This is a genomic window from Rhodobacter sp. P1_C2 (assembly GCF_056406375.1).
Genome location: NZ_JBFUAG010000003.1, coordinates 295095 through 315720 on the forward strand (window position 1 = coordinate 295095; position 20626 = coordinate 315720).

15 protein-coding genes are annotated in these 20626 nt (G+C 65.1%); 9 read left to right on the forward strand and 6 right to left on the reverse strand.

Features of this window, described 5'->3' with window-relative positions; all coding sequences use genetic code 11:
• Positions 1-194: 194 nt before the first annotated feature.
• The 3 genes from AC1DZT_RS06375 to AC1DZT_RS06385 all read right to left on the reverse strand — a co-directional run bounded on the left by AC1DZT_RS06375 (position 195) and on the right by AC1DZT_RS06385 (position 4756).
• A complete protein-coding gene (locus AC1DZT_RS06375) occupies positions 195-662 on the reverse strand; it encodes a cyclic nucleotide-binding domain-containing protein (protein WP_478005773.1) in 468 nt (155 codons plus the stop codon).
• A 49-nt stretch (positions 663-711) separates the two neighbouring features.
• Complete coding sequence (locus tag AC1DZT_RS06380; protein ID WP_478005774.1) at positions 712-3432, reverse strand: ABC transporter transmembrane domain-containing protein; 2721 nt, start codon at positions 3430-3432, stop codon at positions 712-714.
• A gap of 148 nt (positions 3433-3580) precedes the next feature.
• Positions 3581-4756: a DUF3095 domain-containing protein gene (locus AC1DZT_RS06385; RefSeq protein WP_478005775.1), complete on the reverse strand. Its 1176-nt coding sequence runs from the start codon at positions 4754-4756 to the stop codon at positions 3581-3583.
• A 307-nt stretch (positions 4757-5063) separates the two neighbouring features.
• Between AC1DZT_RS06385 and AC1DZT_RS06390 the strand changes: the two genes are divergently transcribed.
• The 7 genes from AC1DZT_RS06390 (at position 5064) to AC1DZT_RS06420 (ending at position 14728) form a co-directional block, all read left to right on the forward strand.
• Positions 5064-6965, forward strand: a complete 1902-nt coding sequence (locus AC1DZT_RS06390) for a dipeptide ABC transporter ATP-binding protein (RefSeq protein WP_478005776.1) — start codon at positions 5064-5066, stop codon at positions 6963-6965.
• Complete coding sequence (locus AC1DZT_RS06395) at positions 6962-8854, forward strand: ABC transporter substrate-binding protein (RefSeq protein ID WP_478005777.1); 1893 nt, start codon at positions 6962-6964, stop codon at positions 8852-8854. The genes AC1DZT_RS06390 and AC1DZT_RS06395 overlap by 4 nt, the downstream gene beginning before the upstream one ends.
• A 3-nt stretch (positions 8855-8857) precedes the next feature.
• Positions 8858-9856 (forward strand): ABC transporter permease, encoded by a 999-nt coding sequence (locus tag AC1DZT_RS06400; protein ID WP_478005778.1) that lies wholly within the window; start codon positions 8858-8860, stop codon positions 9854-9856.
• Complete coding sequence (locus AC1DZT_RS06405) at positions 9853-11049, forward strand: ABC transporter permease (protein ID WP_478005779.1); 1197 nt, start codon at positions 9853-9855, stop codon at positions 11047-11049. Before AC1DZT_RS06400 ends, AC1DZT_RS06405 begins: the two co-directional genes overlap by 4 nt.
• A 66-nt stretch (positions 11050-11115) precedes the next feature.
• Positions 11116-12327: a glycosyltransferase family protein gene (locus tag AC1DZT_RS06410; protein ID WP_478005780.1), complete on the forward strand. Its 1212-nt coding sequence runs from the start codon at positions 11116-11118 to the stop codon at positions 12325-12327.
• Entirely contained in the window at positions 12324-13580 is a 1257-nt protein-coding gene (locus AC1DZT_RS06415) for a glycosyltransferase (protein WP_478005781.1), read from the forward strand. Before AC1DZT_RS06410 ends, AC1DZT_RS06415 begins: the two co-directional genes overlap by 4 nt.
• Positions 13577-14728 carry a glycosyltransferase family protein gene (locus AC1DZT_RS06420; RefSeq protein WP_478005782.1) on the forward strand — a complete coding sequence of 384 codons (1152 nt, stop codon included), beginning with the start codon at positions 13577-13579 and terminating at the stop codon, positions 14726-14728. The genes AC1DZT_RS06415 and AC1DZT_RS06420 overlap by 4 nt, the downstream gene beginning before the upstream one ends.
• A gap of 51 nt (positions 14729-14779) precedes the next feature.
• Here the strand turns inward: AC1DZT_RS06420 and AC1DZT_RS06425 are convergent, their stop codons facing one another.
• The 3 genes from AC1DZT_RS06425 to AC1DZT_RS06435 form a co-directional block, all read right to left on the reverse strand.
• Positions 14780-16105, reverse strand: a complete 1326-nt coding sequence (locus tag AC1DZT_RS06425) for a TRAP transporter large permease (protein WP_478005783.1) — start codon at positions 16103-16105, stop codon at positions 14780-14782.
• Position 16106: 1 nt separating this feature from the next.
• A complete protein-coding gene (locus tag AC1DZT_RS06430; protein WP_478005784.1) occupies positions 16107-16760 on the reverse strand; it encodes a TRAP transporter small permease in 654 nt (217 codons plus the stop codon).
• Between the two features lie 75 nt (positions 16761-16835).
• A complete protein-coding gene (locus AC1DZT_RS06435) occupies positions 16836-17837 on the reverse strand; it encodes a TRAP transporter substrate-binding protein (protein WP_478005785.1) in 1002 nt (333 codons plus the stop codon).
• Positions 17838-17984: 147 nt separating this feature from the next.
• On the opposite strand from AC1DZT_RS06435, the gene AC1DZT_RS06440 reads away from it, so the two are divergent.
• Together AC1DZT_RS06440 and AC1DZT_RS06445 are read left to right on the forward strand one after the other, a co-directional pair.
• The gene (locus AC1DZT_RS06440; RefSeq protein WP_478005786.1) at positions 17985-20021 is read left to right on the forward strand and encodes a two-component system sensor histidine kinase NtrB; all 2037 of its coding nucleotides are present in this window, start codon (positions 17985-17987) and stop codon (positions 20019-20021) included.
• Positions 20018-20614 (forward strand): response regulator transcription factor, encoded by a 597-nt coding sequence (locus tag AC1DZT_RS06445; RefSeq protein WP_478005787.1) that lies wholly within the window; start codon positions 20018-20020, stop codon positions 20612-20614. The genes AC1DZT_RS06440 and AC1DZT_RS06445 overlap by 4 nt, the downstream gene beginning before the upstream one ends.
• Positions 20615-20626 lie beyond the last annotated feature (12 nt).

A 20626-nucleotide genomic window follows, 5' to 3' on the forward strand; every position in this document is an offset into this window, starting at 1 on the left:
CCGAAGGAGCGGATCGGTTTGGAGGTTCCAAACCCCATCTTTCACGCGCGTCGACAAGTCAGGCTTCCCCGGATGGCTGATCTGGGGAAGCTTAAGAAGCATCGCTGCCGGATGCGAGAGCTGATTGCACACATATACCAATTTTGTCTGTGCTTTTTCCCGCGCCCGATCCGAAAACGCCTGTCCCGCGCCAATCAGCGCTTGGACAGGGCCGCGACTTTGCTGCGCGCCTCGGTCAGCTCGATCGTGGTCTGGCTCAACCGGTCGGCCAGAACGCGGACCACTTCGATGGTCATTTCCGGAAAATCGGTCATCAGCTTGAAGAAATTGTCCTTGCTGATCCGCAGCGCCTCGACCGGGGTGGCGGCCTTGACGGTGGCGGTGCGCGCCACATCGCAGAGGATGGCGATTTCGCCGACGATGGCGTTTTCCTCCAGGTCCGCGACCTTGATCTGCCCCGTCGGGCCATCGACGATCACATCCGCCCGGCCCGACAACAGCACGAAGGCTGCGTCACCCGGTTCGCCCTGGCGGCACAGAACCTCGCCCACCCGATAGGAGACCCGTTCCGAGGTGAAGGCCAGCAGCTTGAGCTTAGCGGGAGAGACGCCAACGAACAGAGGCACCTGCCTCAGCATCTTGACTTCGTCATTCAACAGCACGTTGTCACCTTCCCACTCGTTCCATCGCTGGTTCGGCCATGCCTCCCGATTATGCCGCGATCATTTCCTTGAAGATACCATTCTTTTGCGAAACTTCCGCGACAGCGCCATCTTCGACCAAATGACCGCGGTCAAAGACCAGAACACGGTCAAACATCAGCGCCGCACGGGCATTTGAGACAACCCAGACCACGGCGGGCTTGCGATTGTCCTTGCGCAGATAGGACAGGGCACCGGTGGCGACCCGCATTTGCGACTGCGGGTCCAGCGCGGTCAGGGGCCGGTTGAAGAGATAGAACTCCGAGCGGCGAATCAGCACGCGGGCAATATCCAGCTTTTGCCGCTGCACCGAGGTGAGCCTTTTGCCGCCGGCGCCGATATGGAAATCAAGCCCGATCGACAGGACGGCCTCGTAAATCCCCAGCTTGCGCAACACGCCGCCCGCCACGCCGTAAATCCGCTCTGCCCCGTCGCGGTACTTCTGGCTGATGCGGCCGAAGAGCATATTGTCCAGAAGGGTGCCGGAAACCATGTATTGCGCCGGATCGTAAAGCTCGATCGCGTCTTTCAGGCTCGGCGGCAGTCCTTCGTGGAAATCGGTGCGGAAATCCACGATCTGCGCCATCAGCTCGTCGGTCAGCAGGCCGAAGCGGTGGCGCGGTTCGATATAGTCGAAGCTGAGGCGGATCATCATGGCGCGGTCGTCGTCGCTCAGGACGGCGGCGGTCTTGTCGAGCTTCTTCAGAACCATGTCATAAAGCGGGATATCGTCCGCCTTCATGAAGGTCAGCTGCTGGAAGAAGGGATGGTCCGGCGCAAGATCGCTGAAGAGTTCCAATGCGTTGCGGGCAATCTCGACCCCAACGGTGAAGAGCGTCTTGCTCAGGCCGCGCTTGTCCAGAACCGAGCGGAAATAGGGGTTCGAGATGATCGCCCCGGCCATCAGCTCGGGCGAGCGGGCATTGCCGAAGAGGAGGTTCTCGATCACCGTCGCCTCGACATTGTAGGCGCCGGGTTCGAAGGGCACGATCAAGCCGTTCAGGTCCTGCGCGGTCAGCTCCTCGCGCAGGACGCTGCGCATCTCGACCGCCTTGGCGGCCAGTTCGCCATGTTCCGACATCTTGACGCTGGAGCGCAGCGCCAGATCGAACATGTCGCGCGTCAGGGCCACGGCATCCAGCGCTTCGAAGACCGAGGGCATCAGCGCGGCCATATCCTCGGCGCCATGGGCCTTGTAATCGATCCAGTCACTTTGGATGTCGAATTCGACATTGCCGGCCTGATGCGCCTCGCGGATCTCCCATTTGCGGCGGTCCAGATCCTTGCCGGTCAGGACGCGCTGGCCCAGCGGGGCGTGTTTCAGCCCGTAGAGGAGGTTGTCGCGCACGGTGCCGTAAAAGAAGATGGCTTCGCCCCCGGCATAAGAGATCAGCCGCCCGCTGATGGATTCGGGCAGCGCATGCAGGTTGTCGGTGCCCAGCGTGACCCGGCCCTGGCTCGGCCAGACGATCCGCGCCAGAACCTCGGCCAGAATCTCGGCGCCCGATCCGGCATTGCCGACCAGGGCCACGGATTCGCCGGGGTTGAGGGTGAAATTCACCCGCTCCAGCCCGACGGCGCCGCTTTCCGCCGTCACCCCAAGGTTGACCGAGGCGATCGGCCCTTCGATCCGCTGCAGCGGCGCGTCCTCGGTCAGGGCCTGGATTTCCGGGTCCAGCAATCCGTCGACGGCGAACTGGCCGATCACCTGGTTGTACTTGATCTGCACGTCCTGCCGGTTCTGGTCCCAGTCGATCAGCTCTTTCAGCGGGCCGGGCAGGTCCTTGTAGGCGCCGATCACCGCCACCAGCTGGCCGATGTCCAGCCTGCCCTCCAGCGCCAGATAGCCACCGATGCTGTAGAACAGGAAGGGTGTCAGCGAGGCGAGGAAGTTGTTGATGAACTTCACCATGAACTTCCACTGATAGATGTCGAAGCGGATCTTGTAGATCAGACCCAGCCGCGAGGAGATATCGGCGCGTTCGAAGTTCGAGGTGTCATTGGTGTGGATCGTGTGGATGCCCTCGAAGATCTCGCTGACGCGACCGGCGAGTTCGCGCGCCGTCAGCTGCCTTTCGCGGCCAAGGATCAGCAGCCGCCGCCGCATCCGCGGGATGATGAAGGCCTGGACCGAGACGAGCGCCGCGGTGATGAAGCCAAGCGGCACACTCTGGACGAAGATGAAGGCCAGCGCGGTCAGCGCCTGCCCGCCCAGCAGCGCCGGCGCCACGAAGGCATCGCCGGTGAAGGCGCCAAGCGGTTCCACCTCGTCCTTGATCATGCTGGCCATCTCGGCGCCCTTCAGGCGTTTGAAGGTGGCGGGCGGAAACCGCAGGATATGGTCCACCAGGGTGAACCGGATGCGGCGCAGCAGCCTTTCGCCCAGGCGGCCCTTGTAGGTGTTGATGTAGTATTTGAAGAGCCCGTTGATGATGACGAGCAGCAGGAACACCCCGCTCAGCGCGAAGAGCGTCGGCATCCGTTCCAGCGGCACGCCGGGGAACAGGGTGACCGTGCCCAGAAGCGGCAGGTCCACGGTGATCTGCATGAAGAGTTGCGTGGCCCCGGCGGTTTCGAACCCCGCGCCCTGGATCGGGCCGTTGACGATCTGCTTGGGCAGGTTGAAGGACAGGAAATAGGGCACCATCGACAGGGCGACGATGGCCAGGATCCACATCTGCTGCCGTTTCGTGTGAGTCCAGATGTAACGCGAGATATTGGGGTCCAGCATGGCCTCACAGCCCTCCACTCTTCAGTCTGCCCTCGGGAAGTACCAGGGGACAAAGGGTCGTAACGTCCCGGCCGAAACCGGCCTTCAGGCCGGAAACCTGCCGCCCGCGTCACTCAATATCATGCCTGCGTGTCAGGCAAGGTGTTTATCATTGCGGCAGGGGCGCCCGGGCCGCGGCCTTGGCCTTCATCACCCGTGCGGCCTGCGCATAGCCCCCCGAGGCGCCGTCGATGAAATGCATGTGATCCCCCGACATCAGCGAGGGCACGATGCAGGTCACCAGCGCCGAGGTCTGGTTGTGCAGGCCGTATTGGCAAAGACCGGCGGCAGAGGCCTTTTCCAGCAAAGCCTCGATCCGGGCGAGGCCGGCGGCGTTGATGTCCAGCGTCATCTTCAGCCCGTCGTCGAACTTGCGAAAGTCGGTGTTGCGCGCCATTTCCCGCATATAGGTCCGCGCATCGAAGCCGCCAAGGGTCATCCGGCTGCGGTAGAGGATCACCGTCATGACGATGGCGGTCAGCACCTTCAGCCGGGCCAGCAGGCGCTGACCGCGCGGGGCGCGGGCATTGGTCTCGACCTCGACCCCGCCCAGCGCGAGATGCGGCGTCGGGCCCTCGGGCGGCAGGGGATTGCCCAGACCGCCCGCCGCATTGGCCACGGCCACCACATCGGCCACCAGCTTGCGAAAGGCGTCGGGGTCGGCGCCGGGCATCGGCACCGCGATGATCGAGACGATCTGCCCGTTGCGCGACTGGATCGGGTTCCAGCGGCAGGAGAGGCCGGTCAGGTCGGGCCGGCTGCCGGGCGGCGCCATCGGGATGGTGAAGGCGCCCTGCTTCATCTGCGCCTCGGCCCAGGCCGAGCCGCCGCCGGCGAACATCGCGAAGGTCAGGGTCGGGCTGGCCTGAAAGCGAGCGATCCGCACGTCCTGGCCCGCGGCGCGGATATCGGCCAGGGGGACGAGGGCGGTGCGCATGTTCAGGCCCAGATCCTCCTCGATCCAGCGCGCGGTGGCGGCCAGCGCCGTGCGCGCCGCGGCAAAACCTGCGGGCGGCACGGCCACCACCGCCCCGTCGCCGCCGAAGACAAAGGGCATGTTGCTGTTGCCCAGCACATTCAGCAGCGCCGTGATCACCGAAGCGCCCGCCATGTTGACCGACTTGTACTTGCCCTCCGCAATCGCCTCGGTCGAGGAGACCACATCCGCCACCGCCAGCGCCCAACCCTCCGGAAGTGCCCGGTAGCGCGACAGATTGGCCACATCGGCAAATTCGGCAAAGGTGGGCAGATCGGCAAGGAAGGCGTCAGCGTGCAGATCGGTCATGGCGGCACCTATCATCAATGTCGGGCTAATATGCGCTCAAAGTCTCATTTTCTTGCCGCGGCTGCAAATTGCCTTTTCGCCGCAACGCGGCCCCGCCCGGCAGGCCGGCACAAGCGCGGCAAAGCTGCCACGATCCGCCGCCTTCCCCGGGGCTTCCACCGATTTGTGCCATGGTCCTTGCATTCTGTTTGCAAATGACAAGAACTTCCAGCCAAGACTGCTCTTCTGCAGAGGAAGCTGCCTTCATGCCCCGCGTGGCACAAATCGGTCGGAAAAGTCGGAAAAGATGACGCAACAGGGAAGTGGCATGGGCAAGGATCTGCTGCGCGTCGAAGACGTGAAAGTGTCGTTCAACCTGCCGACCGGCCATCTGGAGGCGCTCAAGGGCGTGGGGCTGCGGGTTCTGCCGGGCAAGATCACCGCGCTGGTGGGCGAATCCGGGTCGGGCAAATCCATCCTGGGCCAGGTCATCATGGGGCTGCAGCCCGATATCGCCCAGGTCAGCGGCCGCGTCCTTCTGCCCGATGCCAAGGCGCCGGGCGGCATGGTCGATCTGCTGACCCTGCCGCGTGACGGGCGGCAGATCCGGGCGATCCGCGGACAGCGCATCGGGATGATCTTCCAGGAACCGATGACCTCCTTCTCGGCGCTGCACACCATCGGCAACCAGATTTCCGAGGCGCTGCGCATCCACAAGCCCGTCTCGGCCAAGGAACAGCGCGAGCGGTCCGAGGAGATGCTGGCCCTGGTCGGCTTCACCAAGCCGGGCAAGGTCTTTGACATGTATCCGTTCGAACTGTCGGGCGGCATGCGGCAGCGGGCGATGATCGCGATGGCGCTGATCTGCAACCCCTCGCTGTTGATCGCGGATGAACCGACCACCGCGCTGGACGTGACCATCCAGGCCCAGATCCTGACCCTGCTGCGCGATCTGCAGCAAAGGCTGGACATGGCGATCCTGCTCATCACCCATGACCTTGGCGTCGTCGCCAATGTCGCCGACGAGGTCGTCGTCCTCTACCAGGGCCGCATCATGGAGGCCGGCCCCGTCGATGACATCTTCCGCCGGCCGCAGCACCCCTATCTCAAGGGTCTGATGCAGGCGATCCCGCATTTCGGCATGGCGCGCGGCGAAAGGCTGCGCCCGCTGCGCGACATCCAGATCAAGCGCGACACGCTGATGGAGGCGATGGCGCGGGCCAAACCCACGGTGACCGCCAAGGCGCCGGAGGTGCTTCTGACCGTTCGCGATCTGTCCAAGACCTACGAGACGCGCGGCCAGGCCTGGGACCTGCGCAAATCCGCCACCAAGCCCGCCCCCGCCGTCGATGGCGTCAGCTTCGACATCAAGCGCGGTGAATGCCTGGGGCTGGTCGGCGAAAGCGGCTGCGGCAAGACCACGGTCAGCAAGATCCTGATGCGGGCGGTGACGCCCGACGCGGGCTCGATCATCTATGACGACGGCACGGGGCCGGTCGATGTGCTGGCCGCCAAGGGCGAGGATCTGCAGCATCTGCGGACCCAGATCCAGATGGTGTTTCAGGACCCGGTCTCCTCGCTGTCGCCGCGGATGTCGGTGGGCAATATCCTGTCCGAGCCGCTGGACATCCACAAGCGCGGCACCACGGCAGAGAAACGGGCGACGGTGGACGCGCTTCTGGGCGCCATCGGCCTCAGCCAATCGGCGCGCCACCGCTATCCGCACAGCTTTTCCGGCGGCCAGCGCCAGCGCATCGGCATCGCCCGCGCCCTGGCCCTCGCACCCGGGCTGATCGTCTGTGACGAGCCGGTCTCGGCACTCGATGTCTCGGTCCAGGCGCAGATCCTCAACCTGCTCAAAGACCTGCAGAAGGATCTGGGCCTGACCTATCTCTTCATCTCGCACAACCTCGCCGTGGTGGATTACATGGCGGACCGCGTGGCGGTGATGTGGGCCGGGCGGATTGTCGAGATGGCCCCGCGCGAGGTGATCATGCAGGCCCCGGTGCATCCCTATACCAAGGCGCTTCTGGCCGCCGTGCCCTATCCCGACCTCGACCGCCCGCTGGATTTCGCGAGCTTTGCCGGCAACAGCACCCTGACCAGCGCCAGCTGGGCCGCAGCCTTCCGGCCCGAAACCTCGCCCGCCGATCTGGCGCCGATGGATCTGGGCGGCGGGCATTTCGTGCTGGCCCGGCGCGGCGCCAATGCGGGAGACCTCGTGCCATGATCACCCGCCGCACCGCCCTGTCCCTCCTCGCCTCTGTCGCCCTGCCCAAGGTGGCGCAGGCCGAGATCCCCTCGCTGATGCCGCAGACCGCGATCGGCGACCTGCCGCCGCAGATCGCCCGCCTGCCGCGCAACCCGCGCGTCATCGACCTGCCCTCTATGGGGCGGTCGGCGGGTGAATACAGCGGCACGATCCGGATGCTGATCGGCGGCCAGCGCGACATCCGCCTGATCCCGATCTACAGCTATTCCCGGCTGGTGGGCTATGACCCCAAGCTGAACCTCGTGGCCGATATCCTCGCCAGCTTTGATGTGGAGGAGGACCGCATCTACACGCTCCACCTGCGCGAGGGGCATCGCTGGTCGGACGGCAATCCCTTCACGGCGGAAGATTTCCGCTACTGCTGGGACGACATGATGAACAACGCCGAGCTTTACCGCGGCGGCCCGCCCATTGACCTGAAGGCCGATGGCAAGGTGGTGGAGTTCGAGGTGATCGACGCGCTGACCGTCCGCTACACCTTCGCCAGCCCGATGCCGGATTTCCTGCCGAAGCTTGCGGCACCGCTGCCGCTCGTCCTGTTCGCGCCCAATGTCTACATGCGCCAGTTCCACGCCAAGTATCAGACGCCGGAAAAGCTGGCCGAGCTGATCAAGATCAACCGGGTCGATGACTGGCCCAGCCTGCATGCCAAGATGGGCCGCTCGATCCGCCCGGAAAACCCCGATCTGCCGACGCTGGAGGCCTGGCGCCCACGCACCGCCCCCCCGGCCGAGCAATTCGTCTTCGAGCGCAACCCCTATTTCCACCGCGTCGACCATCTGGGCCAGCAGCTGCCCTATTTCGACCGCATCACCCTGGCCGTCTCCTCGGCCGAGATCATCCCGGCCAAGACGGCCACGGGCGAAAGCGACCTTCAGGCCTATGGCGTCAGCTTCCCCGATTACACCCTGATGAAACAGGCCGAGAAGCAGCACCCGGTCAAGGTCCTGCTCTGGCGCAAGATCCAGGGGTCCAGCGTCACGCTGCTGCCCAACCTCAACTGCAAGGACGATGTCTGGCGCAACCTGTTCCGCGATGTGCGGATGCGGCGCGCCCTGTCGGTCGCGATCAACCGGCGAGAGCTGAACAAGGTCAATTTCTTCGGCCTCGGCCGAGAAAGCGCCGATACGATCCTGCCGGAAAGCCCGCTGTTCCGCCCGGAATATGCGACGGCCTGGGCGCAGCATGACCCGGATCTGGCCAATTCCCTGCTGGACGAGCTGGGCCTGACCGGGCGCGGCGGTGGCGGCATCCGCCAGCTGCCCGATGGCCGCCAGGCCGGCATCATCGTGGAGACCGCCGGCGAAAGCAGCCTTGAGACCGATGTGCTGGAGCTGATCGCCGATCACATGCGCGATGTTGGCATCGCCATCTACATCCGCTCCACCCAGCGCGACGTCTTCCGCAGCCGCGCCATGGGGGGCGAGGTGCAGATGGCCGTGATGCAGGGCCTCGACAATGGCGTGCCCACCGCCGACATGGCGCCGGACCAGTTGGCCCCGACCCTGGCCGATCAGCTGCAATGGCCGGTCTGGGGCAGCTGGTACAGTTCCGGCCATACCGCCGGGCAGGCGCCCGACCTCGAATCCGCCGTCGCCCTCGTCACCCTTCTGGAAGACTGGCGCAGAAGCACCTCGACCGAGGAGCGGACGGTGATCTGGGGCAAGATGCTGGCGATCTGGGCCGATCAGGTGTTTTCGATCGGCACGGTCAACGCGGCGCCCCAGCCGATCCTGCGCTCGGCCCGGATGGCCAATGTGCCCGACGAGGCCCTGTTCGGCTTTGCGCCCACAAGCTTCCTTGGCGCCTATCTGCCCGACACCTTCTACAATGCAGAGGAGGATTGAGCCATGATCCGCTATGTCCTGCTGCGCACCCTGGCGATGATCCCGACGCTGTTCCTGATCTCGGTCCTCGTCTTCTTCATCATCGAACTGCCGCCCGGCGATTACTTCGAAAGCTATGTCTCCGAACTGCGCGCTCTGGGCGAGACCGCCGACCTGGCCGAGATCGACATGCTGCGCCAGCGCTATGGCTTCGATCAGCCCGAGGTGGTGCGCTATCTCTGGTGGGTGGGCGGGATGCTGAAGGGCGATTTCGGCTATTCCTTCGAATACCGCCTTCCGGTGAACGAGGTGGTGGGTGACAGGCTCTGGCTGACCGTGCTTCTGTCCACCGTGACCATCCTCTTCACCTGGATCGTGGCCTTTCCGATCGGCATCTATTCGGCGACCCATAAATACAGCTGGGGGGATTACGGGCTGACCTTCCTGGGTCTGATCGGCATCGCGGTGCCGAATTTCATGCTGGCGCTGGTGATGATGTATTTCGCCAATATCTGGTTCGGCGTCTCGATCGGAAACATGATGGACACCCAGTTCATGAACGAACCGATGAGCTGGCCCAAGTTCTCCTCGATCATGTCGCATATCTGGATTCCGGTGGTGATCATCGGCACTTCGGGCACCGCGGCCATGGTGCGGCGGTTGCGCGCCAACCTGCTGGATGAGCTCCACAAGCAATATGTCGTCACCGCCCGGTCCAAGGGGCTGCATCCGTTCAAGGTCCTGGTGAAATACCCGCTGCGGATGGCGCTCAACTTCTTCATCTCGGACATCGGGTCGATCCTGCCGGCGATGATCTCCGGCGCCGAGGTCACGGCCATCGTCCTGTCGCTGGAAACCACCGGCCCCATGCTGATCCGCGCGCTGCAAAGCCAGGACATGTATCTGGCGGGGTCGTTCCTGATGTTCCTCGCCTTCCTGACCGTCATCGGGGTTCTGGTTTCGGATATCGCGCTGACGATGCTGGACCCGCGCATCCGGCTGGGCAAGGGAAGCTCGCGATGAGTGCTGAATTGAAGGACCAACAGGCCGCCCTGCCCGCCCCCGGCGCGCCCTTGGGGCATTACGTCTCTGACGCGCCCTTCGACCCGAACGAGGCGGAAAACTCGGCCGTGGCCAAAAGCAAGATGTCCGAAGCCTCGCAGCTGCAGCTGATGTGGTGGCAGTTCCGCAAGCACCGGGTCGCCTTGGCCTGCGGGATATTCCTTCTGGTGATGTATGCCTCGATCCTGATCAGCGAGATCCTGGCCCCCTACAGCCAGCAGGCGCGCAACACCGATTTCATCTATGCCCCGCCGCAAGCCGTGCATCTGTTCCATGACGGCGCCTTCGTCGGCCCCTTCGTCTATGGCCGCACCCAGACGCTGGACATGGTCTCGTTGCAGCGGGTCTATACCGACAACACCGCCGATGTGCAGAAGCTGCGCTTCTTCTGCCAGGGCGATGCCTACAAGTTCTGGGGCATGATCCCGGCCAGCCTGCATCTGGTCTGCCCGGCCAGGGATGGCCAGTTCTTCCTGTTGGGCACCGACCGGCTGGGCCGCGATGTGCTGTCGCGGATGATCTATGGCGCCCGCATCTCCCTGACCATCGGCATCTTCGGCGTGGCGATGAGCTTCATCCTCGGCATCGTGATCGGCGGGCTGGCGGGCTATCACGGCGGCTGGTTCGATGCGATCACGCAACGGGTGATCGAGGTTCTGCAATCCATCCCCTCGATCCCGCTCTGGATGGCGCTGGCCGCGATCATCCCGGTGACCTGGAGCCCGATCCTGGTCTATGTCGGCATCACGCTGATCCTGGGCCTTCTGGACTGGACCGGGCTTGCGCGGGGCGTCAGATCGAAACTGCTGGCGCTCAGGGAAGAGGATTACGTCCTGGCCGCGCGGCTGATGGGGGCGGGCAGCGGGCGGATCATCCGGCGCCACATGATCCCCGGCTTCATGTCGCATCTGATCGCCTCGGCCACGCTGACCATTCCGGGGATGATCCTGGGGGAAACCGCGCTCAGCTTCCTTGGCCTTGGCCTGCGCGCGCCGATCTCCAGCTGGGGCATCCTTCTGACCGAGGCGCGCAGCGTCAACATCATCGCGCTTTACCCCTGGCTCATGTTCCCTGTCATTCCCGTGATCGCCGTGATCCTGGCTTTCAATTTCCTGGGGGACGGGCTACGCGATGCCGCCGACCCTTATACATGAGTGACTCCGACGCATGTTAGCGTTAATGGCTGGCGACCTTCAGCCGTCCGGACCGAGGAAGAGTGAATGAAGCACCCGTTGGATAACGCACGGATCCTGATGTACAGCCACGATACCTTCGGGCTGGGGCATCTGCGGCGCTGCCGGACCATCGCCCATGCGCTGGTGCAGGAATACAGCGGGCTGATGGTGCTGATCATTTCCGGCTCGCAGATCGCCGGGGCCTTCGATTACCGCGCCCGGGTCGATTTCGTGAAGATCCCCAGCGTGATCAAGCTGCGCAATGGCGAATATACCTCGCTGTCCGAACACATCGACGTGCAGGACACGATCAAGATGCGCCGCTCGATCATCCGCCACACCGCCGAAACCTTCGAGCCCGATATCTTCATCGTCGACAAGGAGCCGATGGGCCTGCGCGGCGAGATCGAGGAGACCTTGGCCTTCCTGAAAGGCCGGGGCACCACGCTGGTCCTCGGCCTGCGCGAGGTGATGGATGCGCCGCGGCTTCTGGATGCGGAATGGAAGCGCAACGATGTGATGAACAAGATCGACAAGACTTATGACCATATCTGGGTCTATGGTCCGCCCGATTTCTACGACCCGCTCTCCGGGCTGGACGTGCCGCAGACGGTGCGCGACCGGATGGAATTCGTGGGCTTCCTGCAACGCCGCTCGGCGCAGGAAAAGCTTTCGACCCAGCGCCGCGACAGCGATTACCTCCTGGTCACCACCGGCGGCGGCGGCGATGGGGCGGAACTGATCGACGACGTGCTGAACGCCTATCAGCACGACCCCGCGCTGGAACAGAAATCCCTCGTCGTGCTGGGCCCCTATATGCCCGCCGAACAACGGGCCGAATTCCTGCGCAAGGGCGAGGGGATCCCGCAGGTCGAGGTGATCGAGTTTGACACCCGCATGGAAGAACTGATCGCAGGCTCGGCCGGGGTGGTGGCGATGGGGGGCTATAACACCTATTGCGAGATCCTGTCCTTTGACAAACCCGCCTTGATCGTGCCGCGCACCATGCCGCGCGAGGAGCAGCTTCTGCGCGCCACCCGCGCCGCCGAACTGGGCATGATCGAGATGCTTCTGCCGGAAGAGGCCGCCAACCCCGCCCGCATGGCCGCCGCCCTGCGCGCCCTGCCGCGGCGCAAGCGCCCCTCGGATGCCGCCCCCGGGCTGCAGCTGGAGGGCCTGACCAATATCTCGCGGCTGGTGGGCGAGGATCTGCGCGCCCGGGCCGAAAGGCTGGGACATCTGCGGTTGGTGAAGTGACCTCGGCCACCGAACCTCGGCCCCGGCTGGTCGTCGTGGTCAAGGGCTATCCCCGGCTGTCGGAAACCTTCATCGCGCAGGAATTGCGCGGGCTGGAACTGGCGGGGCTGGAACTGGTCATCGTCTCCTTGCGGCACCCGACCGACAAGAAGCGCCATGCGGTCAATGACGAGATCGCGGCCGATCTCCTCTATCTGCCGGAATACCTGTATCAGGAGCCGTTGCGCGTGCTGCGCGGGCTTTGGGCGGCGCTGCGGCGCCCAGGCTTCTGGCCCACGCTGCGCGGTTTTCTGGGTGACCTTCTGCGCGACCCCAGCCCCAACCGTCTGCGCCGCTTTGGTCAGGCCGCGGTGCTGGTCGGCGAATGGCCGGCGGGTGGCATCTGGCTGCATGCGCATTTCATCCACACCCCCGCCTCGGTCGCCGATTATGCCGCGCGGATCATGGGGATGGGTTGGACCGTCTCGGCCCATGCCAAGGATATCTGGACCTCGCCCGATTGGGAGCTTGCGGGCAAGCTCGCCCGCGCCCGCTGGGCCGTGACCTGCACCGCCTCGGGCCATGACCATCTGCAAACGCTGGCAGCGGACCCGGCCCGCGTCCATCTGAGCTATCACGGCCTGAACCTCGAACGCTTCCCCCCCTTCACCGATACGCGGCCTGCCCGCGATGGCTCCGACCCGGCCCATCCGGTGCGGATCGTCAGCGTCGGGCGGGCGGTGCCGAAGAAGGGCTATGACGTTCTGTTGAGGGCGCTGGCCCTGCTGCCCGAGGGGCTGCACTGGCGCTTCACCCATCTGGGCGGCGGCGCGGAGCGTGAGGCCCTGCAACGGCTGGCCGCCGATCTGGGCATTGCCGAGCGCACCGCATGGCAGGGCGCCGTCGAACAATCCGAGGTGCTGGCGGCCTATCGCCAGTCCGACCTTTTCGCGCTGGCCTGCCGGATCACCGAGGATGGCGACCGCGACGGGCTGCCCAATGTGTTGGTCGAGGCGGCGAGCCAGGGCCTCGCCTGCCTCAGCACCGCGATTTCGGGCATTCCCGAACTCTTCACCGCGGGCGAGAACGGCTGGCTGACCCCGCCCGACGACCCGCAGGCCTTTGCCGCAGCCCTGGCCGAGGCGATCACCTCCCCCGCCCTGCGCCACACTTATGGCGCGGCGGCGGCGGCGCGGGTGCGCGGCACGATGGATTATCACCACAGCATCGCCCAACTGGTCGATCTTTTCGCCTTGGAGGGCGTGAAGCCATGACGGCACCTTCGGTCTTCTTCTATGTCCAGCACCTTCTGGGCATCGGCCACCTGGCCCGCGCCAGCCGCGTGGCCCAGGCCCTGATCGCCGAGGGCTTCACCGTGACCCTCGTGACCGGCGGGCTGCCGGTGCCGGGCTTCCCCTCTGCCGGCATCCCGCATATCGCCCTGCCGCCGATTGCCGTGGCCGATGGCGCCTTTGCGGGGCTTGTGACCGATACCGGCGCCCCCGCCGATACGGCCTATCTGGAGGCCCGCCGGGACAGGCTTTTGCAGGAATATCACGCGGCCCGGCCCGATATCGTGATGCTGGAGGCCTTCCCCTTCGGCCGCAGGCAGGTGCGCTTCGAACTGCTGCCGTTGATCGAGGCCATTGCGGCCACCACGCCACGGCCGCTGCTCGTCTCCTCCGTCCGCGACATCCTGCAACGGCGCAGCAAGCCGGGCCGGGATGAGGAGACGGTGGCGCTGGTCCGCCGCGCCTTTGACCGGGTTCTGGTGCATGGTGACCCGTCTTTCGCAGCCCTGGGCGACAGTTTCGCGCTGGCCGACCAGATCGCCGACAAGGTCAGCTACAGCGGCCTCGTCTGCCCGCCCGCGCCGCCCGAACCTTCGGAAACCTTCGACGTGCTGGTGTCTGCGGGCGGTGGCGCAGCCGGGCGCGGGTTGATCACGGCGGCGGTGGCGGCGGCGCGGCTTTTGCCCGATCTGCCGCGCTGGTGCGTCATCACCGGGCCGAACCTGCCGCAGGCCGATTACGATGCGATGGCGGCGGATCTTCCGGCCAATGTCACCCTCACCCGGTTTCGCCGCGATCTGGCGAGCCTGATGCGGGGGGCGCGGCTTTCCGTCTCGCAGGCCGGCTACAATACGGTGGCCGATATCCTGATGGCGGGCTGCCATGCGCTTCTGGTGCCCTATGCCGCCGATGGCGAAACCGAACAGAGCGACCGCGCCGAAAAACTGGCGGCGATCGGCCGCACCCGGACCCTGACCGAGGCCGATCTGACCGGCGCCAGCCTCGCCGCCGCGATCCGGACAGAGATCGCCCGCCCGCTGTCGCCGCAGGCCTTGCAGATCCGCACCGATGGCGCGGCGCAAAGCGCGATCCTGCTGCGCGATCTGCTGGCAAGGCACCGCCCGGCATGACTAGGGGCGCGGCATCGCAGCCGCGCCCCCCTTTGTTCTTGGCCTTCCGCCTCAGTGCATGCCCAGAAGATGCGGCAGGAAGAGCGAGATCGCCGGCACATAGGTGATCAGCACCAGGAAGATCAGCATGCTCAGAAGCCAGGGCCAGACCGCCACGGTCAGCTCGGTGATCCCCATCTTGGTGATGCCGGAGGCAACGTAGAGGTTCAGGCCGACCGGCGGGTGGCACATGCCGACCTCCATGTTGACCACGATCATGATGCCGAAATGGACCGGGTCGATGCCAAGTTTGACCGCCACCGGAAACAGGATCGGCGCCATGATCAGCACGATGGAGGAGGGCTCCATGAAGTTGCCGGCGACCAAGAGGATGATGTTGACCGCGATCAGGAACATCCACCACGAGAGGCCCGCATTGACCATCCACTCGCCCAGGGCCTGCGGGATGTTCTCATGCGCCATCAGGAAGCTGAACAGCATCGCATTGGTGATGATGTACAGCAGCATCGCCGACATGTTGGCCGATTGCAGCAAGACCCGGCGCACGTCCGACAGTTTCAGATCCTTGTAGACGAAGACGGCGATGACGAAGGCATAGACGGCGCTCATCGCGGCGGCTTCGGTCGGGGTGAAGATGCCGGTGTATATGCCGCCGATCACCACGACGATCAGCAACAGGCCCCAGATCGCCTCGCGGAAGGCTTTCCAGCGTTGGGCGAAGTTCGCTTTCGGCAGACGCGGGAAGCCAAATTTGCGCGCCCGGTTCCAGGTGGTGAAGGCGAGGAATCCCGCGAGCAAGAGGCCCGGGATCACGCCCGCCATGAACAACTCGCCCACCGAGGCGGAATCGACCATCTGCCCGTCCGGCCCGGTGACCTGCATGCCCGAGGTCGCCACCGCATACATCACCATCACGATCGACGGCGGGATCAGAATGCCCAAGGCGCCCGAGGTGGTGATGACGCCCGCGCCGAACTGCTTGGGGAAGCCCTGTGCCACCATGGCGGGCAGGATGACCGAGCCGATGGCGACGACCGTCGCGGGCGAAGACCCCGACACGGCGGCGAAGAGGGCGCAGGCGATGACCCCGGCCAGACCCAGCCCGCCATGCCAATGGCCGACCATCGCCGTGGCAAAGTTGATCATCCGCTTGGCGACACCGCCATGGGTCAGGAAATTGCCGGCGAGGATGAAGAAGGGGATCGCCATGATCTCGAACTTCTCGATGCCGGTGAAGAGCTTCAGCGCCACGGTGTCGATCGGCACCGTCGTCATGGTGAAGAGGAAGACCAGAACCGTCAGACCCAGCGCGATGGAGATCGGCATGCCGGTCAGCATCAGGGCAATCAGTCCGCCAAAAATCAGCAAAGCGTCCATCTCAGCGGTCCTTTCCGGTTGTATGCGGGGTCAGGTCGCTGTCGGTGATCGCTTCGCCCACCTCGTCCAGCCCATCGACATGGCCGTGGTCGTGGTGCGGCAACTCTCCGGTGCGGGCGAAGGCCACCGCCACCTGGATGAAGCGGAAACACATCAGCGAGGAGCCGAGCGGGATCGCGAGGTAGATGATCCACATCGGCACCTCCAGATCGGGCGAGATGGCGGAGCCGTGGTACATGTCCCAGACGAAATTGGCGCCCAGCGTGGCGATGATGCCGGTGAAGGTGACCCCGGCGAGCAGGCCGAACATCACGAAAGCCGCCCGATAGCGCGGCTCCAGCCGGTTGATCACCACGTCGATGCCGACGTGGATGCCGGTGCGCACCCCGTAAGCCGCGCCGAACTTGGCCATCCAGACGAAAAGGACGATGGTCAGCTCCTGCGCCCAGACCAGGCTGACCGAGCGCAGGCCGAAATAGGCTGATTTGAACCCGGCCGACAGGCCAAGCCAACCGTGGCTTTTGGTGAAGCCAACCAGGTCGGCCAGCAGGCCCAGAGAGTAACGATGGGTGACGGACAGGAATATCAGAAGCGTCGCCACCGCAATCAGCGAGGCGATCAGCACTTCTTCCAGCCGGTCGAGCAAGCGCAACATGGCACACCTCGTGGCGAATATGGGGGATGGGGTGGGGCAGCCCCGGCGCGGACCGCCAGGGCGCCCCGGGTGGGCTTATTCGCCCGCGGCCGCCTTGACGGCGGCAATCGTGTCGGCACCGATCCGGCCGGCCATCTCGTCGGCCACCGGGGCAAGCGCCTCTTTCCACTTGGCCAGCTCTTCCGGCGTCAGGTCATGGAACTCGGTCGTGCCGGCGGCCTTCATCGCGGCCAGGGCCTTGTCGTTCTCTTCCTTGGCGATGCCATTGGCATAGACGGTCGCCTCATCCATCGCCTGCTGCAACTCGGTGCGGATTTCCGGGGTCAGGCCATCCCAGAACTTCTTGTTCACGATCACCGCATAGCCCAGGTAGCCGTGGTTCGAGATCGTGGCGTATTTCTGCACCTCGTTCATCTTCTGGGTATACATGTTCGAGGGCGGGTTTTCCGCGCCATCGACCACGCCGGTCTGCAGCGCCTGATAGACCTCGGAGAAGGCCATGACCTGCGGCACGGCGCCAAGCGCGTTCATCTCGGCCTCCAGCACCTTCGAAGACTGGATGCGCATCTTCAGGCCGAGGAAATCATCGGGCGTGTTGATCGGCGTGTTGGCCGACATGATCTTGAAACCGTTGTCCCAGAAGGCGAGGCCGGTGATGCCCTTGTCTTCCAGCTTGGCCAGAAGCGCCTTGCCGACCGGGCCCTGGGTCACCTTGTGCAGCGCGTCATAGCCCGAGAACATGTAGGGCAGGTCGAACACCTCGAACTCCTGCGCGCCAAGGGGGCCGAACTTGGCCAGCGAGGGGGCAAGCATCTGGACCGCGCCCAGCTGCAGCGCCTCCAGCTCTTCCTTGTCCTTGTAGAGCTGGCTGTTGGGGTAGACTTCGACCTTGACCGCACCCTTGGTGTATTGGTCGGCCAGTTCGGCGAACTTGGCGGCGCCCTTGCCCTTGGGGGTGTCGGGGGCCACGACATGGCTGAACTTGATGATGATCGGCTCGGCAAAGGCCGGCACGGCGAAGGTCAGGGTCAGGGCGGTGGCTGCGGCAAGGCGGCCCAAAAGGCGGCGTGTCAACATGGTGTTCTCCTCCAAACTCTGCCCTCCCGGCAGATTGCCTCTCTCATTGCCAGCAATCTTTCCCTTTCGCTATTGTGGGTTTCCGCAATAGGCTTTCGGGGGGAAGGGGCGCAAAATGCCCGTCGCACTGTCAGGAGGGGCAGCCGCGTGACCAGGGGGGAGCCGGGCGAAAGCGCCGGCGCAAGCAGCGTTCAGGGCCCCGTGCCTTTGGGGGCGGAACGTCCGGGGGATGACCCCTGGGCGGTCAATGCCATGGCGCAGCCGCGGCGGATCGACCTTCTGTCGGTGATCCCGCTGGTGGCCATCGTGGCGCTTCTGGTGCTGGTCGGCACGCTGGTCTGGCTGGTCAACCGCACCGATGCCGAACGCGCCCGGACCAAGCTTGCGACCGATGCGCTCTGGGTCGAACAGACCCTGCGCTTTCAGCTGGCGGTGGATGAGGACATGGCGATCCGCATGGCGCTGGACGAGATCGGCGGCACCGCCCGCGACCTGTCCGAAACCCGCGCCCGCCTGCATGTCGCGGGCAACCCCGAGGTGGTCTCGGTGGTCTGGTTCGATGCCACGGGGCAGATGAGCCATGCGGTGCCCGGACGTTCGGCCCCGACCGATCCGCAGCTGGTGGCGCAGATGATGGCCAATGGCGTGATCTCGACCCGGCCGGTCTATGGCAAGATCGCGGGGGATCACGTCACCTTCGCGGTCCGGCCACAGGAAAACGGCGTGCTGGTGGCGGTGACCATCTCTTTGCCGCTGCTCTTGGAACGCCACATCCCCTGGTGGATCGCCGAACAATATGCCGTCCGCCTGATGGGGGAGGATGACCGCGTGCTGGCCGAACGCGCCCAGCGCCCGCCGGTCCCCGGCGTGCCCGGCCACAGCATAAGCTTCGATCCGCCGCTGCATGGCAGCGTGCTCAGCATCGCGCCCTATGCCGCGCCCGCCGCCTTTGCCAATACGCTGATTGTCGCCACCATCGGCGGGCTGGCCGCCTTCGCGATCATGGCGCTGCTGGCTTTGTATCGCAACGCCAGTCGCCGCCGCCATGCCGAGCTGCGCCTGCGCGGCGAGATGGCCTTTCGCCGCAGCATGGAAGACAGCCTCACCGTCGGCCTGCGCGCCAAGGACCATGACGGGCGGATCCTGTACGTCAACCAGGCCTTCTGCAACCTCGTCGGCTGGCCCGCCGAAGACCTGATCGGCCGCCCGATGCCGATGCCCTATTGGGCGCCCGACCGGCTGGAGGAAACCCTGGCGCGGCAGGCCGCCCTCAACGCCGGTGGCGCCGAGCCGCAGGCCTTCGAGACGCGGTTTTGCAGCCGCGATGGCGTCGATATCGATGTGCAGGTCTATGAGGCACCCCTGATCGACGCCCAGGGCAAGCATCGCGGCTGGATGGGTTCGGTCATCGACATCACCGAAACGAAGAAGGCGGCACGTCTGGCCCGGGCGCAGGATGAAAGCCTCGCCCGCACCGGGCGGTTGGTGACCTTGGGCGAGATGGCCTCGACCTTGGCGCATGAGCTGAACCAGCCCCTGTCGGCGATTGCCAGCTATGCCGCGGGGGGCATGAACCTGATGCAGCAGGAAAGACCCGACATGGGGCTGCTGCGCCAGGCTTTCGAGAAGATGCAGATCCAGGCCCGCCGCGCCGGGCAGATCATCCGCGGCATCCAGGATTTCGTCAAAAAGCGCGAGCCGCGGTTTTCCACCGTGCAACTGGCCGATGTGGTGCATGAAACGCTCAGCTTCCTTGCCGCCGACGCGCGTGAGAACCGGGTGAAGCTGGTGGCCGATCTGGAGGAGGTCGCCCCGGTCATGGCCGACCGCATCCTTCTGGAACAGGTGCTGATCAACCTGATCCGCAACGGGATGGAGGCGATGACCGCCGCCCCGCAGCGTGGCGATCAGCTGACCGTGCGGCTGTTCTCCCGCCCCGATGGCAAGGCGGTGATCGAGGTGGCGGACCAGGGCCCCGGCATCGCCCCCGACATCCGCGACCGGCTGTTCGACGCCTTCACCTCCTCCAAGGCCGAGGGCATGGGGATGGGGTTGAACATCTGCCGCTCGATCATCGAACTGCATCGCGGGCAGTTGACCCACCGCGATGGCCCGACCGGCGGCACCGTGTTCAGCGTCGTGCTGCCAGAGGGCCAGACACGTGTGGAAAGGGCTGCCGAATGACCGGAACCGTCCATATCATCGATGACGAAGACACGATCCGCGACGCCTTGAGCTTTCTCTTCGCCTCACGCGGGATCGCGGCGCAGGGCTGGCCCTCAGGCGAGGCGTTTCTGGCCGCCTTCCCCCATGCCGACTGCGCCTGCCTCATCCTCGATGTGCGGATGGCCGGCCTTTCCGGGCCCGAGGTCTTCGACCGGCTGATCGCTGCGGGATCGAAGACGCCGGTGATCTTCCTGACCGGCCATGCCGATGTGCCGGTGGCGGTGCAGGCGCTGAAGGCCGGGGCTTTCGACTTCATCGAAAAACCCTTCAACGACAACCAGATCGTCGATGTCGCCCTGAACGCCATGGCGGCCCATGCCGACACGATGCGCAAATCCGGCCAAAGGCAGGAGGTCGAGATGCGCCTTGCCTCCCTCTCCCCGCGCGAGGCGGAGGTGATGCGCCTGATCCTGCAGGGTCTTCTGAACAAGCAGATCAGCGATACCTTGGGCATCGCCATGCGCACGGTCGAGGTGCACCGCAGCCGCGTCATGGCCAAGATGCAGGTCCGCAACATCGCCGAACTCGCCGCGACCCTGAACGAGGGGTGATCGGGCGGCGCC

Coding starts and splice junctions, on each gene's coding strand:
- AC1DZT_RS06445 (WP_478005787.1), top strand. CDS start 20,018: ATGACCGGAACCGTCCATATCATCGATGACGAAGACACGATCCGCGAC.
- AC1DZT_RS06395 (WP_478005777.1), top strand. CDS start 6,962: ATGATCACCCGCCGCACCGCCCTGTCCCTCCTCGCCTCTGTCGCCCTG.
- AC1DZT_RS06435 (WP_478005785.1), bottom strand. CDS start 17,837: ATGTTGACACGCCGCCTTTTGGGCCGCCTTGCCGCAGCCACCGCCCTG.
- AC1DZT_RS06425 (WP_478005783.1), bottom strand. CDS start 16,105: ATGGACGCTTTGCTGATTTTTGGCGGACTGATTGCCCTGATGCTGACC.
- AC1DZT_RS06385 (WP_478005775.1), bottom strand. CDS start 4,756: ATGACCGATCTGCACGCTGACGCCTTCCTTGCCGATCTGCCCACCTTT.
- AC1DZT_RS06420 (WP_478005782.1), top strand. CDS start 13,577: ATGACGGCACCTTCGGTCTTCTTCTATGTCCAGCACCTTCTGGGCATC.
- AC1DZT_RS06410 (WP_478005780.1), top strand. CDS start 11,116: ATGAAGCACCCGTTGGATAACGCACGGATCCTGATGTACAGCCACGAT.
- AC1DZT_RS06390 (WP_478005776.1), top strand. CDS start 5,064: ATGGGCAAGGATCTGCTGCGCGTCGAAGACGTGAAAGTGTCGTTCAAC.
- AC1DZT_RS06380 (WP_478005774.1), bottom strand. CDS start 3,432: ATGCTGGACCCCAATATCTCGCGTTACATCTGGACTCACACGAAACGG.
- AC1DZT_RS06405 (WP_478005779.1), top strand. CDS start 9,853: ATGAGTGCTGAATTGAAGGACCAACAGGCCGCCCTGCCCGCCCCCGGC.
- AC1DZT_RS06400 (WP_478005778.1), top strand. CDS start 8,858: ATGATCCGCTATGTCCTGCTGCGCACCCTGGCGATGATCCCGACGCTG.
- AC1DZT_RS06430 (WP_478005784.1), bottom strand. CDS start 16,760: ATGTTGCGCTTGCTCGACCGGCTGGAAGAAGTGCTGATCGCCTCGCTG.